Here is a 15,733-nt window from a genome sequence, read left to right as displayed (position 1 = left end):
CTTTGTTCTGGAGAGCCGAGCCCACGCTCGGCTTTTTTCATGCCTGCGCCCAGCAGGCGCAGTCGAGCATGGCTCGACGCTACGCATCGGCAGGCACAAAAAAGGCCCGGCATTGCCGGGCCTCTCTCATGGGTGCCGCCGCGAGGCTTACAGGTTCGCTTCGGTGGTCTGGATCATGAACTTCTTGCGCATCGCTTCGATGTAGGCCTTGGCTGCGGCCATGCCGTCGATCTGGCTCAGCTGTTCCTTCAGCTGCTTCTGCTGCTCTGCAGTCACTTCCTTGATGTCGCCCGGATTGACCTTGTTCACCGCGAACAGCAGCGCGTGGCCATTGACGTCGACCTTGCCATAGCTCGGCTTGCCTTCAGCCGGCACCGGCGCACTGAAGATCGCGCGGTTGATTTCCGGGGTCGGCACCGGCTGGCTGCGCGGCAGGCCCGGCATCGGGCTCAGCTGCAGCTTCTCGCTGGCGGCCAGCGACTGCAGGGTGGCGCCCGCCTTCAGCTTGGCCAGGATGGCATCGGCCGCCTTGTCGCTGGCCTGGCGCTGGCGATCAGCACGGATCGCAGCGATCACCTGGTCACGGGCCTTGTCCAGCGGCAGGGCCTGTTCCGGGGTGTGTGCAGCCACACGGATGACCACGCTGTGGTTGGTCGCGCCGCCCAGGGCGATCGGGTCACTGGCGGTACCGTCCTGCACCAGCACGTCGGAGAAGGCGGCACGCAGCACGGCCGGGTCAGCGGCGATGCCGCTGGCGGTCGCGCGGGTGATCGGGCCCAGGGTCTGCAGCGGCAGGTTCACTTCCTTGGCGGCGGCCGCCAGGTCGCTCGGGCTCTTGTTGATGGCATCGACCAGGCGACCGGCCAGTTCGTTGAAGCCGCGCTCGCCGTCGGCCTTCAGCTGCTCGGCAGCCAGGGTGTCACGCACTTCCTCGAACGACTTGCCCTGGCCACCGCGCACAGCGGCCACCTTGATGATGTGGTAACCGAACTCGGTCTTGACCGGGCCGATCACGTCACCGGCCTTGGCCGCAAACAGCGCGTCCTCGAACGGCTTGACCATCGCACCGCGCTCGACCCAGCCCAGGTCACCGCCCTGGTCCTTGGAGCCCGGATCTTCCGAATTGGCCTTGGCCAGCGCAGCGAAGTCGGCACCGGCCGTCTTGGCTTCGGCAGCGATCCTGTTCGCCTTGGCTTCGGCGCCGTCACCGGTGATCAGGATGTGCGAGGCCTGGCGCTGCTCCGGCGAGGTGAACTTTGCCTTTTCCTCTTCATAGCGCTTGCGCAGGGTCGCTTCATCGGCCGGGACCGGTGCCGGCAGGTTCGCACCGTTGATCTCGACGTACTCCAGCGACACGCTCTCGGCCTGGCGGAAATCCTTGCCGTGGCTGTCGTACCACTGCTTGATCTGATCATCGGTGACCGGCGCGGTATCGGCCGGTACGGGCGGCAACGCGGCCAGCTCGACGTCGCGGGTTTCGCCCAGCAGCTTCAACAGGCGCTCGGTCTCGGCCTGGGTGACGAAGCCGGAGCTCTGCAGGCCCGATGGGATCACCGACTGCTGCAGGCTCTCACGCACCAGTTCCTGGAACTGGGTCGGGGTACGCGGCGGATTGCCACCGGCCAATGCCAGCCGGTAGTTGTTCTCGTTGAACTTGCCGTTCGAATCGAGGAACGCCGGCATGGTCGCGATGTATTCGCGCACAGCGCCGTCGCCGATCACCACGCCCGCCTGTTCACCGACCAGGCGCACGACCTGTTCGTCGATCAGCTGATCGAGCACGGCCATCTTGTTCTCGGTGCTCTCGAACGCGCGCGGGTCGAAGTTGTCGCCCTGCTGCTGGCGCTCACGCATGCGCTCCTGCTCGAAACGCGTGCGGAAATCCTGCGAGCTGATCTCATGGTGCTGCCACAGCATGCGCACCGGCCACCACGACGGCGCCGAACGCCACCAGGTGGGCGGCGCGGAAACCTTGGCCACGTTCTGTGCGCCAACGCCACCGAGGTAGCTGTTGTCGATCACGAACAGGAACGGAATCATCAGCAGCCCCAGGATCACGGTGACGATCCAGCCTGAGGTCTTGTCGCGGAGTTTCTGCAGCATGGTGAGGAATCACAAGGCCTGATTGGCGAGCCCGGCAGTGTAACCCGCTTCGCCGCAGGGACCAAAAGCAGCACCGACGCGGCCTGCGCCCACTTGCGCAGGCACGCACCATCAGTGCATCGGCCAACTCCATCCTGGCGCAAAGAAAAAGCCCCCGGCTTGCGCCGAGGGCTTTTAGAGTTGGCGGAGCGGACGGGACTCGAACCCGCGACCTCCGGCGTGACAGGCCAGCATTCTAACCAGCTGAACTACCGCTCCGCGCTTGAACTTTGCAGGTGCCCAGTATATCCGAAGACTCGCTGGAAACCCAGCCCGATCAACACTTTTTTCAAAGTTTTTTCACAGGGACTTAAGAAGTCTGCAATGGCGGAGCGGACGGGACTCGAACCCGCGACCTCCGGCGTGACAGGCCAGCATTCTAACCAGCTGAACTACCGCTCCGTTCTTGCAAAGACTTTTCGCCTTCCTCCCGAACCTCTCGGTGAGAAGACAAGGCCCCCAGCCTTGAACCGGGGGCCTCGATGTACTGGCGGAGCGGACGGGACTCGAACCCGCGACCTCCGGCGTGACAGGCCAGCATTCTAACCAGCTGAACTACCGCTCCGCGTTGTTACTATTTTGCTTTCAGCCGGCCTGGACCGGGGAGAAAACAAAGCCTCCAGCTTTTGGCCGGAGGCCTCGTTGAATGGCGGAGCGGACGGGACTCGAACCCGCGACCTCCGGCGTGACAGGCCAGCATTCTAACCAGCTGAACTACCGCTCCACACTCAAACTTTTACCGCGGTGCTGTGGTGGGTGCTGAGGGTTTCGAACCCCCGACCCTCTCCGTGTAAAGGAGACGCTCTACCGCTGAGCTAAGCACCCCAGCGAGCCGCTTAGTTTACAGCATCCTTCAGGGCCTTGCCAGCCTTGAACGACGGATTCTTCGAAGCAGCGATCTTGATGGTGTCGCCGGTCTTCGGGTTGCGGCCGGTGCGGGCAGCACGGTCGCGGACCTGGAAGGTACCGAAGCCAACCAGGGTGACCGCATCGCCGTCCTTCAGCGCCTTGGTGATGGCAGCAACGACGGCATCGACAGCGCGGCTGGACTCTGCCTTGGTCAGGTCGGCAGCTTCAGCAACGGCATCGATCAATTCGGTCTTGTTCATTCTCTACAACTCCTTTGGCGGTGGGTTCCGCTTATTCGACAGGGAAGCAACCGCACGCCATCTGCATGCGGCCGCCATGTGGAAACGGTTCGCCGAATTCCAGCGATCACCAGACTGCGACCACTCATTCGCGAGTGCTGCTTTTATACCAGTGGCCCTACCCCCACGCAAGCTGGAAAGCCAGCAACGACGCGGGTTTCGGGCCATTGGACAGCGCGCGTCAATGCTTGACGCGCGCGTTTCCACTCGGTTTGGCCTTGCTGCGCACCGTGACACGCTGCGCACTCTTGCGCGCCTTCTTCGGTGCCAACGGACGCTCCAGCGCCAGGTCCAGGACTTCTTCGATGTACTTCACCGGCACGATCTTCAGATCGCGGGTGACGTTGGCCGGGATGTCGGCCAGGTCCTTGCGGTTCTCTTCCGGGATGATGACCGTGCGGATGCCGCCACGCAGTGCAGCCAGCAGCTTCTCCTTCAGGCCACCGATGGCAGTGACGCGACCACGCAGGGTGATCTCGCCGGTCATCGCCACATCGGCGCGCACCGGCACCCTGGTCAGCATCGACACCAGCGAGGTGACCATCGCCGCGCCGGCACTCGGGCCATCCTTCGGCGTGGCGCCATCGGGCACGTGCAGGTGTACGTCGTGCTTCTGCAGGAAGTCGCTGTCGATGCCGAAGCCGACCGCGCGCGAACGCACCACCGACAGCGCCGCCGACGCCGATTCCTTCATCACGTTGCCGAGCTGGCCGGTCAGGATCAGCTGGCCCTTGCCCGGCACCAGGGTCGATTCGATCTGCAGCAGGTCGCCACCGACTTCGGTCCAGGCCAGGCCGGTGACCAGGCCGATTTCATTCTCTTCCTCGGCACGGCCGAAGTCGAAGCGACGCACGCCCAGGTACTTGTCCAGGTTCTTGCTGGACACGCTCACCAGCGCCTTCTTCTTCGCGCCCTTCTTCGCCTTCGCTGCCGGCTGCGGGCCAGCCAGCGCGATCTCCTTCACCACCTTGCGGCAGATCTTGGCGATCTCGCGTTCCAGGTTGCGCACGCCCGATTCACGCGTGTAGTAGCGCACGATGTCCTGGATGGCATCACTGCCGATCTCCAGCTCTTCCGGCTGCAGGCCGTTGGCCTTGACCTGCTTCGGCACCAGGTAGCGGGTCGCGATGTTGAGCTTCTCGTCCTCGGTGTAGCCGGGGATGCGGATCACTTCCATGCGGTCCAGCAGCGGGCCGGGAATGTTGAGCGAGTTCGAGGTCGCCACGAACATCACTTCGGACAGGTCCAGGTCCACTTCCAGGTAGTGGTCGTTGAATGCGTTGTTCTGCTCCGGATCGAGCACTTCCAGCAGCGCCGAAGACGGATCGCCACGGAAGTCCATCGACATCTTGTCGATCTCGTCGAGCACGAACAGCGGGTTCTTGCTGCCGACCTTGTTGAGGTTCTGCACGATGCGGCCCGGCATGGAACCGACGTAGGTACGGCGGTGGCCACGGATTTCGGCCTCGTCGCGAACGCCGCCCAGCGACATGCGCACGAACTTGCGGTTGGTGGCCTTGGCAATGGACTGGCCCAGCGAGGTCTTGCCCACGCCCGGCGGCCCGACCAGGCACAGGATCGGGCCCTTCATCTGCTTCACGCGCGACTGCACCGCCAGGTATTCAAGAATGCGCTCCTTGACCTTCTCCAGGCCGTAGTGGTCGGCATCGAGCGTATCCTGCGCGACCTTCAGGTCCTTGCGCACCTTGCTGCGCTTCTTCCACGGCACGCCCAGCAGCCACTCCAGGTAGTTGCGCACGACGGCGGCTTCGGCCGACATCGGCGACATCTGCTTGAGCTTGTTCAGTTCATTGCGCGCCTTGGCTTCAACCGCCTTCGGCATGCCGGCCTCGGCAATCTTGCGGGCCAGTTCTTCCAGCTCGCCCGGCGCGTCGTCCAGGTCACCCAGTTCCTTCTGGATGGCCTTCATCTGTTCGTTGAGGTAGTACTCGCGCTGGCTCTTCTCCATCTGCGACTTCACGCGGCCGCGGATGCGCTTCTCCATCTGCTGCACGTCGATCTCGCCGTCGACCAGGCCGACCAGCATCTCCAGGCGGTCACCGACGGCCAGCGTTTCCAGCAGGCGCTGCTTGTCGGCCAGGCGCACGCTGATGTGTGCAGCGATGGTGTCGGCCAGGCGCGCCGGCTCATCGATGCCCGACAGCGTCTGCAGCAGCTCCGGCGGCAGCTTGCGGTTGGTCTTCACGTACTGCTCGAACAGCGACATCAGCGAGCGGGCAATCGCCTCGACCTCGCGCGCCTCGCGCTCGTCGGTGGCGTCGATCTCCACGGCCTGGCCATGCAGCGAGCCGTCGCGCTCGTCGACGTGGGTGACCTGCACGCGCGACAGGCCTTCAACCAGCACCTTGATGGTGCCGTCGGGCAGCTTCAGCAGCTGCAGCACCTGCGCCAGCGTGCCAACCTGGTAGAGGTCGGCCGCATGCGGGTCGTCGGTCTCGGCCGACTTCTGCGCCAGCAGCAGGATGCGCTTGTCCGCCTCCATTGCCTGTTCGAGCGCGTGCATGGACTTGTCACGGCCGACGAACAGCGGGATGACCATGTGCGGGAACACCACTACGTCGCGCAGCGGCAGGACCGGCAGGTCGAGGGTTTCACTTGGGGAACGGGCCATGGGGGCTCCAGGGAAGGGGGAAAACCGCCTCCGGGAGGGCATCTTCCGGAGACAAAAAAAGCCGATGGCCCCGTTATGGGGCCATCGGCTTTCAGATGCAAGGCATTCCTTGAAAATCCTTTCCAATCAACAACCTGGAAGGATCACTCGGCGCCTGCGGCCTTCTGTTCAGGGGCCGCCGGGGTCTGGTAGATCAGGTACGGCTCGGACTTGTGCTCGATCACCGATTCGTCCACGACCACCTTGCTGACGTTCTCCTGCGACGGCAGGTCATACATGGTGTCCAGCAGGACCGATTCGACGATGGTGCGCAGGCCACGGGCGCCGGTCTTGCGCTTGAGCGCCTTCCTGGCGATGGCCGACAAAGCGTCCGGACGGAACTCCAGCTCGACGTTCTCCATCTCGAACAGCTTCTTGAACTGCTTGGTGATGGCGTTCTTCGGCTCGGTCAGGATCTTGATCAGGGCCGGCTCGTCCAGCTCCTCCAGGGTCGCGACCACCGGCAGGCGGCCGACGAACTCGGGAATCAGGCCGAACTTGATCAGGTCTTCCGGCTCGACTTCCGCCAGCACCTTGCCCACTTCCTGCTTGCGCTCGCTGCTCTTCACCTTGGCGCCGAAGCCGATGCTGCCGACGTCGGTGGAACGCGCCTGGATCACCTTGTCCAGCCCGGCAAACGCGCCGCCGCAGATGAACAGGATGTTCTTGGTGTCCACCTGCAGGAATTCCTGCTGCGGGTGCTTGCGGCCGCCCTGCGGCGGAACGCTGGCCACGGTGCCTTCGATCAGCTTCAGCAGGGCCTGCTGCACGCCTTCGCCGGACACGTCGCGGGTGATCGACGGGTTCTCGCTCTTGCGCGAGATCTTGTCGATTTCATCGATGTAGACGATGCCCTGCTGCGCCTTCTCGACGTCGTAGTCGCACTTCTGCAGCAGCTTCTGGATGATGTTCTCCACGTCCTCGCCCACGTAACCGGCTTCGGTCAGCGTGGTGGCGTCGGCCATGGTGAACGGCACGTTGAGCAGGCGGGCCAGGGTCTCGGCCAGCAGCGTCTTGCCCGAACCGGTCGGGCCGACCAGCAGGATGTTCGACTTCGCCAGTTCGACGTCGTCGTTCTTCTGCCGGCTCTCGATGCGCTTGTAGTGGTTGTACACGGCCACTGCCAGCGTGCGCTTGGCACGGTTCTGGCCGATCACGTACTGGTCGAGGACCTCGAGGATCTCGCGCGGCTTGGGCAGCGAACTGCGCGCCGACTGCGCCTTTTCCTCAAGTTCCTCACGGATGATGTCGTTGCACAGCTCCACGCACTCATCGCAGATGAACACGCTCGGACCCGCAATCAGCTTGCGCACTTCATGCTGGCTCTTGCCGCAGAAAGAGCAGTAGAGGATCTTGCCGGTGTCCGTGGAACGACCTTGGCGGTCTTCGCTCATGCTTCGCTTACCCAGTTACCCCCCCCGCTGAACGGGGGTTCGATTCGAGAATAGCACAGGGCCGAGGGGACACCAGTCCCACCCGACCCTGCAGGAACGAGGCCTCCCTGGCCCCGTGAAGGCCGGTCAGCCGGCCTGGATCGACTCATCCGGACGACGCTCCAGGACCTGATCGACCAGACCGTAGGCCTGCGCCTCGAAGGCGCTCTTGAAGTTGTCGCGCTCGGTATCACGGGCGATCGTCTCCAGCGACTGGCCGGTGTGCTTGGCCAGCACCTCGTTCAGGCGCGAACGCAGGGTCAGGATCTCGCGCGCGTGGATGTCGATGTCGGTGGCCTGGCCCTGGTAGCCACCCAGCGGCTGATGGATCATCACGCGCGAGTTCGGCAGCGCATAGCGCTTGCCGGCTTCGCCCGCGGCCAGCAGCAGGGCGCCCATCGAGGCGGCCTGGCCGATGCAGGTGGTGCTCACATTCGGCTTGATGTACTGCATGGTGTCGTAGATCGCCATGCCGGCGGTGACCACGCCACCCGGCGAGTTGATGTAGATGTTGATGTCCTTTTCCGGGTTTTCCGATTCAAGGAACAGCAGCTGCGCCACCACCACGTTGGCCATGTGATCGTCGATCGGACCCACGAGGAAGATCAGGCGCTCCTTCAACAGGCGCGAATAGATGTCGTAGGCACGCTCGCCGCGGCTGGTCTGCTCGACCACCATCGGAACCAGGTTCAGGGCTTTGGTTCGGTTGTCCATTACGTGAGGTACCTATCTTGGGGGGCAACAACCCCGCGCCGGCAAAGGCGCGGGGCATCCGGTGATCCGCCCGGGCTTACTGGCGGATCGCGTCCTGGAACGACAGCTTCTCTTCGGTGTGCTGGGCACGCTCGGCGATCCAGTCGATCACCTGCTCTTCCATCACACGGTTCTGCAGGCCAGACATCAACTGGGGGTCGTTGCGGTACATCTCAATGACCTGCTCCGGCTCTTCGTAGGTCGAAGCGATCAGACGCATCGTTTCATTCAGGCGCTTGGCTTCCAGGCGCAGGTCGTTGATGCGGGCCACTTCACCGACCAGCAGGCCGACCAGCACGCGCTTGGCGGCAGCGTCCTTGAAGCCTTCGTGGGCATCGGCCGGGATCTCGCCGACGTTCTGGCCGTTGCGGCGCAGCTGCTCGACCTGCTGGGCCAGCATGGCGCGGGCTTCGTTTTCGACCAGGCGCGGCGGCATTTCGACCGAGGAGTAGGCCGCGATCAGCTGCTCGCCCACTTCGCGGCGTAGGCGGTTCATCAACGCACCCTTCAGCTCGCGCTCCAGGTTGGCGCGGATGTCGCTGCGGAACTGCTCCACATCGCCGCCCTTCACGCCGAAGCTCTTGATGAAGGCTTCGTCGACCGCCGGCACGACCGGCTCGGAGACCTCGGTGACCTTGACGGTGACCTGCACGGTCTTGCCGGCCAGCACCGGCACGCGCCAGTCAGCCGGGAACTCGACGTCCAGGGTCTTCTCTTCGCCCTTGGCCAGGCCGACCAGGCCCTTCTCGATGGTGTCGAACATCATGCCCTGGCCGAGCACGATCGAACCCTTCTCGGTGCCCTCGGCCGGCAGGCGCTCTTCGCCGGCCTGCGACCAGGTTTCCACCGCGACCAGGTCACCGTCCTGCGCGCCACGGCTGACCGGGGCCCAGGTACGGCGCTGGTTCTGCAGGTTCTCGATCATCTGGTCGATGTCGGCGTCGGTGATCTCGGCGGTATGGCGCACGACGGTCAGCTTGCTGACGTCGATGTCGCCGAAGTCCGGCACCACTTCCACGGTGGCGACGAAGGAGAACTCACCCTCGTCGCCCTTGTCGATGCGCGGGCTGCCGACGATGCGCAGGTCGTGCTCGCGCACGGCTGCATCGAAGGTTTCGCGCAGCAGGCCGTCCAGCGCCTCGCCACGGACCTGCGCGCCGAAGCGCTGCTCGATCACCTTGGCCGGCACCTTGCCCGGACGGAAGCCCTTGATGCGGGTGGTACGGGCGATTTCGCCGAGGCGGCCGACGATGTGGCTCTGCAGACGCTCTTCCGGCAGCGAGAAGCTCAGGCGGCGTTCCAGGTTGCCGGTGGATTCGATCGAAGCTTGCATGTTGACTCCTGCCACCGGTGGCCCAGGCCCCCGGCTCGATGATTGGAATGAAACGGTTGTAAGGACGCGACGTCTGGGACGCGCCTGCTTGCCGCAGCCCTTTAGTTTCGCCCAATTCGGCCTGCACTGCCAGCGCGTGCCGGTCAAGGGGGCGCAGATGGCCCGATCAGGGCGGGGACAGGCCGGCACTGGTGCGAAAGGGGGGACTCGAACCCCCACGCCTTGCGGCACTGGAACCTAAATCCAGGGCGTCTACCAATTCCGCCACTTTCGCGTGGCCGGCGCAGGTGTTCATTGTCGCAGGCGATGACGGGAAGCGGAAGGCCTGCACAAAACTGAACATGGCAATTGTGCGCAGCCCGCGCGTTGAACCACCCCGGCGAGCGCAAGCTCATCCGGGGTGGCGGGGTTCACTGCTGCGGCCTGGCCTTGGCCGACGCCGTATCGGCACCCTGCCCGGCTGCAGGATCCACCTCGCGGATCTCCACGCCCCCGTCGCCGGTGCGCCGCAGGGCCGCCGGCTCCGGCGTGGCCTTGCGCACATCCACCGAACCATCCGCATTGCGCTGCACGTCCACCGCATCGGGCAGGGCCTCCCGCTCTGCCGGCTGAGCCGGCTGCATCTGCATGGCCTCACCGACCGGGCGTGCAGGAGCACTTTCAGTGCCAGCATCGCGTTCGACGGTCTGCGCGGGATCGTCGGCGGGCGCGCAGGCCGCCAGTGCCAGCAACGCGAAGGAAACCCACAGCGTGCGGTGCAATCGATTGATATGAGCCATCAACATCGTCCTTCGTGCATGCGCCGTCGGCGCGGAAGATCCATTGGGTGCGATGCAGGATGCGATGCGGTGAGATGCAGCGCACAGCATTGATAACACTGATGACGCGTATGACCCTGATTTCAGCATTGCTTCAGTCGATCCACGCCATGCGCGGATGAAATGCCCCCCCAGCGAACAGGCAAGAAAAAAGCCACTTGGCGGACCAAGTGGGAAGCTGCCGCGCATTCGCGCCGCAGCCCCACGCTTTGCGCGGCAAAGCGCGGGCCCCACTTCATCAGCCGCCACATCCCCGCGGCTTCGCCGTGCCCCCTTGACTCAAGGGGGCTCCACTCCAGCCAGCACCGCTGGCATCTGCAGATGCCCCTCAGCGAACAGGCAAGAAAAAAGCCACTTGGCGGACCAAGTGGCTTTTGTCTGGTGGGCTGTCAAGGATTCGAACCTTGGACCTATTGATTAAGAGTCAACTGCTCTACCAACTGAGCTAACAGCCCGAAATCGGGGCGCGAATTATGACCCGATCCGCTCGGTGGGTGCAAGCACTTTTTTCAACGTGGTTGAAACCAGCACTGCGGGGCCCGCTCCTGCTGCAGATCCACGCCAAACGGGTTCTGCAACGCGTGATCCATCGGAACGATGGGAGTCACACCTATAAGAAAAAAGCCACCTGGCGTACCAGGTGGCTTCTGTCTTGGTGGGCCGTCAAGGATTCGAACCTTGGACCTATTGATTAAGAGTCAACTGCTCTACCAACTGAGCTAACGGCCCGTGAAACTCAGACGCACATTGTAGCGTGCCTTCTGTTTATTGCAATACCGTTTCGGCTGCGCCGATGCGGTTGAATCAGTGGGGTGGCTGAGGGGATTCGAACCCCCGACCACCGGAATCACAATCCGGTACTCTAACCAACTGAGCTACAGCCACCACTGAAACTTTCGCTCCATCGCCGATATCACTGACGCTGGAACCTTGAACATTGCCTGGGGACTGTCACCGAAGCTGCGGTCCGCCGAAGCGAGTCCGATATTCTGGTGGAGTCCTTGCGCTTTTGCAAGCACTTCTTCACATCCGTCGATGCGATCCCGGTGCTCGCCAATGGCGCGCCCGACAGGAATCGAACCTGTAACCGCCGGCTTAGAAGGCCGGTGCTCTATCCAGTTGAGCTACGGGCGCCCGAACCGGAACGGTGTCCAATCCGACGTGGCGTGGGATTGGTCGGGGTAGAGGGATTCGAACCCCCGACATCCTGCTCCCAAAGCAGGCGCGCTACCAGACTGCGCTATACCCCGGTCTTGCAATCCCCTCGGGTTGGGCCCGGGGAGTTGGTCATTGTCGCCAAGCGCGTTGGGAACTGTCAACGAAGGATGCACAGATCCCGGGCCTGCCACAACGCCGAAAGCAGTCATCGGCTATGCTGACGCCCATCGGCCGGATGGCCGTCCCGACCTTCATTCGCACGGAGAACACGCATGCGCAGCGGCAACCCGGCTCTTTCCGAGTCGACTTTCCTCGACCTCGCCAGTGGCTCGGTAGTGACCAGCCCCGACCAGGCCATGACCCTCAACGGCACCGCCAACAAGACCGGCATCCTGCTGCTGTTGACCGTGCTGACCGCGGCGTTCGCCTGGAGCCAGGCGGTCGACGAGTACGGCCAGATTTCCGGCAGCGCGAGCCTGTACGCCATCGGTGGCGCGATCGGCGGCCTGGTGCTGGCATTGATCACCATCTTCAAGAAGGAATGGTCGCCGGTCACCGCGCCGATGTACGCACTGGTCGAAGGCCTGTTCCTGGGCGCCGTGTCGGCCCTGTTCAACATGAAGTACCCGGGCATCGTGTTCCAGGCGGTGCTGCTGACCTTCGGCACCCTGGCCGCCCTGCTGTTCGCATACCGCAGCGGCCTGATCAAGGCCACCGAGAACTTCAAGATGGGCGTGGTGGCCGCCACCGGCGGCATCGCCCTGCTCTACCTGGCCTCGTTCGTGCTGGGCTTCTTCAACATCAACGTGCCGGTGATCCACGACTCCAGCTGGCTGGGCATTGCCTTCAGCCTCTTCGTGGTGGTCGTGGCCGCGCTGAACCTGGTGCTGGACTTCGATTTCATCGAGACCGGCGTGGCCCAGCGCGCGCCCAAGTACATGGAGTGGTATGGCGCATTCGGCCTGATGGTGACCCTGGTCTGGCTGTATGTGGAGTTCCTGCGCCTGCTGTCGAAGATCCAGCAGCGCTGAACCAGGCAGAGCCATGAACGACAAAGGGCGCCTTCGGGGCGCCCTTTTCTCTTTGTAACGCGTGGCTGCATTTCCCGGCTAGCCAGCCACGCCAGCCTGTGCAGCGTAGTGCGCCGCAAGGTGTTCGACCAGCGCTCGCACCTTGGGCGCGAGCGCACGTGCATGCGGGTACAACGCGAAGTAGCGCCGCTGGCCGGCATGCCAGGCCGGCAGCACGCGGATCAGACGACCGGCGCGCAGATCCTCCTGCACGGTCAGCGCGGTGAACAGGCTGATGCCCATTCCGGCCAGCGCGGCGGCGTACAGCGCGGGCGTGGCATCCACGCGCAGGCGCTGCCCGGCTTCAACGCTCACGCTGGCGCCGCGCGGTCCCAGCAACCGCCAGGGCGGCATTGACGGCGTGGGACTGAAACCCAGCAGCGTGTGCTGCTCCAGATCCACAGCGTGCCGTGGCAGGCCATGGCGCGCCAGGTAGACCGGTGCGGCGACCAGGATGCGCGGGCAGCTGGCCAGCTCGCGCGCAACCAGTTGGCTGTCCGGCAATGAAGCTGCAATGCGCAGCGCCAGGTCGAAACCACCACCGACCACATCCACCACCTGATCATCCGCCGACAGGTCCAGCGTGACCTGCGGGTAACGCTGCAGGAACGAGGGCAGCCAGTGGGGCAGCTCCTGGCTGGCCACCACCTGCGGCACGCTGATCCGCACGCTGCCGCTGGGCTGCGCCTGCCCGGCGCGAGCACGATCATCCGCCTCCTGCAGGCGGTCCAGCAGCGTTGCCGCCTCGCGGTAGTAATCGCGCCCGGCCTCGGTCAATGACAGCCGACGGCTGTTGCGATCGAGCAGGCGTACCTGCAGGTGCTCTTCCAGCTGCCGCAGTTGCCGCGACATCGCCGAGTGGGTGGTCCCCAGGCGCTCGGCGGCCGCAGTGAAACTGCCCGCGTCAACGATGGCGCGCAGCGCACGCAGGGCGGCGAAGTGATCCATCGGCGGGCAGCTCCACGTGACGGGGCCCACGGCATGCGGGCCCCGCCAGCTTATCAAGCGCCGTCACCGGCCTTGCGTACCGGCAGCGCGAGGATCGCGTCGGTGCTCATGACATCGCCGAAGGCGTCTTCGATCTGCGCCAGCGAGGCCTCATGCAGCGCGCGATGGCCGATGCGACGGCCGCCGGCCAGATCCAGATCGCGGCTGGCGCTGGCATCGGACGAGACGATCACCCGGTAGCCGCGCGGAGCCGCTGCCGCGTCGCGCGCAGCACCGGCCACGCAGGCGTGGGTCTGCAGGCCGGTGACGATCAGGGTGTCGATGCCGGCGTTCTTCAGCATCGGGTCGAGCACCGCGGCGGACGCGCCGGCGAACACGCTGACATTGTCCTTCTGCACCACGGTCTCGCCCTGGCGCGGCTGCAGGTCGCGATGGAAGGCGGCATTGACGCTGCCCTGCGCGAACAGGGGTGCGCCGGCCGGCAGCACGTGCTGGACATGGATCACGCGGATGCCGTGGGCATCGGCGAATTCGACTACCCGCCTGGCCTGGCGCAGTGCGGCCTCGCCATCGGGAATGACCATGCGGCCACCCACAAAGCCCGGTACAGCCTTGGCATCGAAGTACTCGTTCTGGAAGTCGATCACCAGCACGGCAGTCTTCGCCGCATCCAGCGAGGTCGCGACCGGCGCACCCGCCATATGGCGGATGGTGGGATGGGCCGGCTCGGCAGCAGCAAGCGGGAGGGTGGCGGTCATGCCGATCAGGCTGGCCAGGCCGAAGGCGGTGAGGTTCATGTTCAAGCTCCGGTGCATTGGGAAGTGGGCACAGGATGCCGATCACATTACGCACGAACCAGCCGCCCAGCGGCACATGATCTGTGCGATACACGCACAGAAAATCCCCTGTAGAGGCACCCCATGGGTGGCTGCGGACCGTAGGGGCCCCGTCATCCACGCATGGCGTGGATCTACCGAGCCAGCCCACAACGCAACGGGGCGCCCGAAGGCGCCCCGCTGTGGATCCAACCGAGGTCGGCCGGCCGCTTACAGGCGGCTGGCGATGGCCTGGGCAAAGCTCATGGTGGTACCGGTGCCACCCAGGTCGCCGGTCAGCGAGTCCTTGGCTTCCATGGTCGCCACGATGGCCTTGCGCAGGCGCTCGGCATTCTCCGGCTGGCCGATGTGGTCCAGCATCTGCGCGGCCGCCAGCAGCAGCGCACACGGATTGGCCTTGCCCTGGCCGGCGATGTCCGGCGCGGTGCCGTGCACGGCTTCGAAGATCGCCGCGTCCTTGCCGATGTTGGCACCCGGAGCCAGGCCCAGGCCGCCGACCAGGCCGGCGCACAGGTCGGAGATGATGTCGCCGAACAGGTTGGTGGTGACGATCACATCGAACTGTTCCGGACGCATCACCAGCTGCATGCAGCAGTTGTCGACGATCATTTCCTGGAACTCGATGTCCGGGTACTGCGCGGCGACTTCACGGGCGACATTCAGGAACAGGCCCGAGGTCGACTTGATGATGTTGGCCTTGTGCACGGCGGTGACCTTCTTGCGGCCGGTGCTCTTGGCCAGCTCGAAGGCGTAGCGCACGATGCGCTCGGAGCCCTTGCGGGTGATGCGGGTGCCGGAGAAGGCGGTCTCGCCATCGGCCGACACTTCCTGGCCTTCGGCCAGGTAGGCACCTTCGGTGTTCTCACGGACGGTGATCAGGTCGACGTTGTCGAAACGCGACTTGGTGTTCGGGAAGGTGTGGGCCGGACGCACGTTGGCGTACAGGTCGAAGTGACGGCGCAGGCTGACGTTGATCGAGGTGAAGCCACCGCCGACCGGGGTGGTCAGCGGGCTCTTCAGCGCGACCTTGTTGCGCGCGATCGATTCCAGGGTCACCGCCGGCATCAGGTCGCCGTGCTTTTCCAGGGCCACCAGGCCGGCGTCGGCGTCTTCGTACTCCAGGCCAGTCTTGAGCTGGTCGAGCACGAACAGGGTGGCGTCCATGATTTCCGGGCCAATGCCGTCGCCGCGGATGACCGTAATTTTCTGCGTCATTGATCGATGTTCCGAACAGGGGGAAAAACGCCGTCCGGACGTGCCCGGAAACGCCGGCGCAAAGGAAGTTTCACCGGCAATTATGCCTGAGCCGGGGCCGAGGTCCCAAATAGACCATGGTCCCAGTCCCCGGCTCAGGCAGAATTGCCCGCGCATCCCTCCTCTACCCCCGCCTGTCGGCGCGCCCCTTCAACAAGAAGGGGCTCCT

General features: G+C 64.5%; 11 protein-coding genes and 11 tRNA genes. 1 reads left to right on the top strand and 21 read right to left on the bottom strand.

Features of this window, described 5'->3' with window-relative positions:
• Window positions 1-147 precede the first annotated feature (147 nt).
• The 18 genes from N5E02_RS08795 to N5E02_RS08710 all read right to left on the bottom strand — a co-directional run bounded on the left by N5E02_RS08795 (window position 148) and on the right by N5E02_RS08710 (window position 11,548).
• Window positions 148-2,103 (bottom strand): peptidyl-prolyl cis-trans isomerase, encoded by a 1,956-nt coding sequence (locus tag N5E02_RS08795; RefSeq protein ID WP_053500849.1) that lies wholly within the window; start codon window positions 2,101-2,103, stop codon window positions 148-150.
• A 181-nt stretch (window positions 2,104-2,284) separates the two neighbouring features.
• Window positions 2,285-2,361: transfer RNA gene (locus N5E02_RS08790), tRNA-Asp, on the bottom strand.
• A gap of 106 nt (window positions 2,362-2,467) precedes the next feature.
• Window positions 2,468-2,544: transfer RNA gene (locus N5E02_RS08785), tRNA-Asp, on the bottom strand.
• A gap of 86 nt (window positions 2,545-2,630) precedes the next feature.
• Window positions 2,631-2,707, bottom strand: a tRNA-Asp gene (locus tag N5E02_RS08780).
• A gap of 82 nt (window positions 2,708-2,789) precedes the next feature.
• A tRNA-Asp gene (locus tag N5E02_RS08775) sits at window positions 2,790-2,866 on the bottom strand.
• A gap of 26 nt (window positions 2,867-2,892) precedes the next feature.
• A tRNA-Val gene (locus N5E02_RS08770) sits at window positions 2,893-2,967 on the bottom strand.
• Between the two features lie 11 nt (window positions 2,968-2,978).
• A complete protein-coding gene (locus N5E02_RS08765) occupies window positions 2,979-3,251 on the bottom strand; it encodes an HU family DNA-binding protein (RefSeq protein WP_005408270.1) in 273 nt (90 codons plus the stop codon).
• Window positions 3,252-3,471: 220 nt separating this feature from the next.
• Entirely contained in the window at window positions 3,472-5,922 is a 2,451-nt protein-coding gene (lon, locus tag N5E02_RS08760; protein WP_005415470.1) for an endopeptidase La, read from the bottom strand.
• A gap of 143 nt (window positions 5,923-6,065) precedes the next feature.
• On the bottom strand, window positions 6,066-7,355 hold the full coding sequence (gene clpX, locus N5E02_RS08755; protein WP_004154600.1) for an ATP-dependent Clp protease ATP-binding subunit ClpX: 1,290 nt from the start codon (window positions 7,353-7,355) through the stop codon (window positions 6,066-6,068).
• Between the two features lie 126 nt (window positions 7,356-7,481).
• Window positions 7,482-8,108: an ATP-dependent Clp endopeptidase proteolytic subunit ClpP gene (gene clpP, locus N5E02_RS08750; RefSeq protein WP_004146318.1), complete on the bottom strand. Its 627-nt coding sequence runs from the start codon at window positions 8,106-8,108 to the stop codon at window positions 7,482-7,484.
• A gap of 76 nt (window positions 8,109-8,184) precedes the next feature.
• Window positions 8,185-9,480: a trigger factor gene (gene tig / locus N5E02_RS08745; protein WP_005415468.1), complete on the bottom strand. Its 1,296-nt coding sequence runs from the start codon at window positions 9,478-9,480 to the stop codon at window positions 8,185-8,187.
• Between the two features lie 189 nt (window positions 9,481-9,669).
• Window positions 9,670-9,754, bottom strand: a tRNA-Leu gene (locus tag N5E02_RS08740).
• A gap of 136 nt (window positions 9,755-9,890) precedes the next feature.
• Complete coding sequence (locus N5E02_RS08735; RefSeq protein WP_279946185.1) at window positions 9,891-10,259, bottom strand: hypothetical protein; 369 nt, start codon at window positions 10,257-10,259, stop codon at window positions 9,891-9,893.
• A gap of 418 nt (window positions 10,260-10,677) precedes the next feature.
• Window positions 10,678-10,753 (bottom strand) — tRNA-Lys (locus N5E02_RS08730).
• A gap of 198 nt (window positions 10,754-10,951) precedes the next feature.
• Window positions 10,952-11,027: transfer RNA gene (locus tag N5E02_RS08725), tRNA-Lys, on the bottom strand.
• A 79-nt stretch (window positions 11,028-11,106) separates the two neighbouring features.
• Window positions 11,107-11,183, bottom strand: a tRNA-His gene (locus N5E02_RS08720).
• 172 nt (window positions 11,184-11,355) lie between these two features.
• Window positions 11,356-11,432 (bottom strand) — tRNA-Arg (locus N5E02_RS08715).
• 39 nt (window positions 11,433-11,471) lie between these two features.
• Window positions 11,472-11,548 (bottom strand) — tRNA-Pro (locus tag N5E02_RS08710).
• Between the two features lie 180 nt (window positions 11,549-11,728).
• Here N5E02_RS08710 and N5E02_RS08705 point away from each other — a divergent pair.
• Window positions 11,729-12,487 (top strand): Bax inhibitor-1/YccA family protein, encoded by a 759-nt coding sequence (locus tag N5E02_RS08705; protein ID WP_005415466.1) that lies wholly within the window; start codon window positions 11,729-11,731, stop codon window positions 12,485-12,487.
• A 78-nt stretch (window positions 12,488-12,565) separates the two neighbouring features.
• Here N5E02_RS08705 and N5E02_RS08700 read toward each other — a convergent pair whose 3' ends face one another.
• The 3 genes from N5E02_RS08700 to N5E02_RS08690 all read right to left on the bottom strand — a co-directional run bounded on the left by N5E02_RS08700 (window position 12,566) and on the right by N5E02_RS08690 (window position 15,525).
• The gene (locus tag N5E02_RS08700; RefSeq protein WP_065179772.1) at window positions 12,566-13,474 is read right to left on the bottom strand and encodes a LysR family transcriptional regulator; all 909 of its coding nucleotides are present in this window, start codon (window positions 13,472-13,474) and stop codon (window positions 12,566-12,568) included.
• A gap of 53 nt (window positions 13,475-13,527) precedes the next feature.
• Complete coding sequence (locus N5E02_RS08695) at window positions 13,528-14,271, bottom strand: cysteine hydrolase (RefSeq protein ID WP_235649463.1); 744 nt, start codon at window positions 14,269-14,271, stop codon at window positions 13,528-13,530.
• Window positions 14,272-14,520: 249 nt separating this feature from the next.
• The gene (locus tag N5E02_RS08690) at window positions 14,521-15,525 is read right to left on the bottom strand and encodes an isocitrate dehydrogenase (RefSeq protein WP_033835461.1); all 1,005 of its coding nucleotides are present in this window, start codon (window positions 15,523-15,525) and stop codon (window positions 14,521-14,523) included.
• Between the last annotated feature and the right edge of the window lie 208 nt (window positions 15,526-15,733).

The organism is Stenotrophomonas sp. GD03777 (assembly GCF_029842485.1).
In the GTDB taxonomy this organism is placed as follows: domain Bacteria; phylum Pseudomonadota; class Gammaproteobacteria; order Xanthomonadales; family Xanthomonadaceae; genus Stenotrophomonas; species Stenotrophomonas sepilia.
Note: the sequence above shows the minus strand (reverse complement) of the source record. Positions and strands in the feature narration are given on the sequence as shown.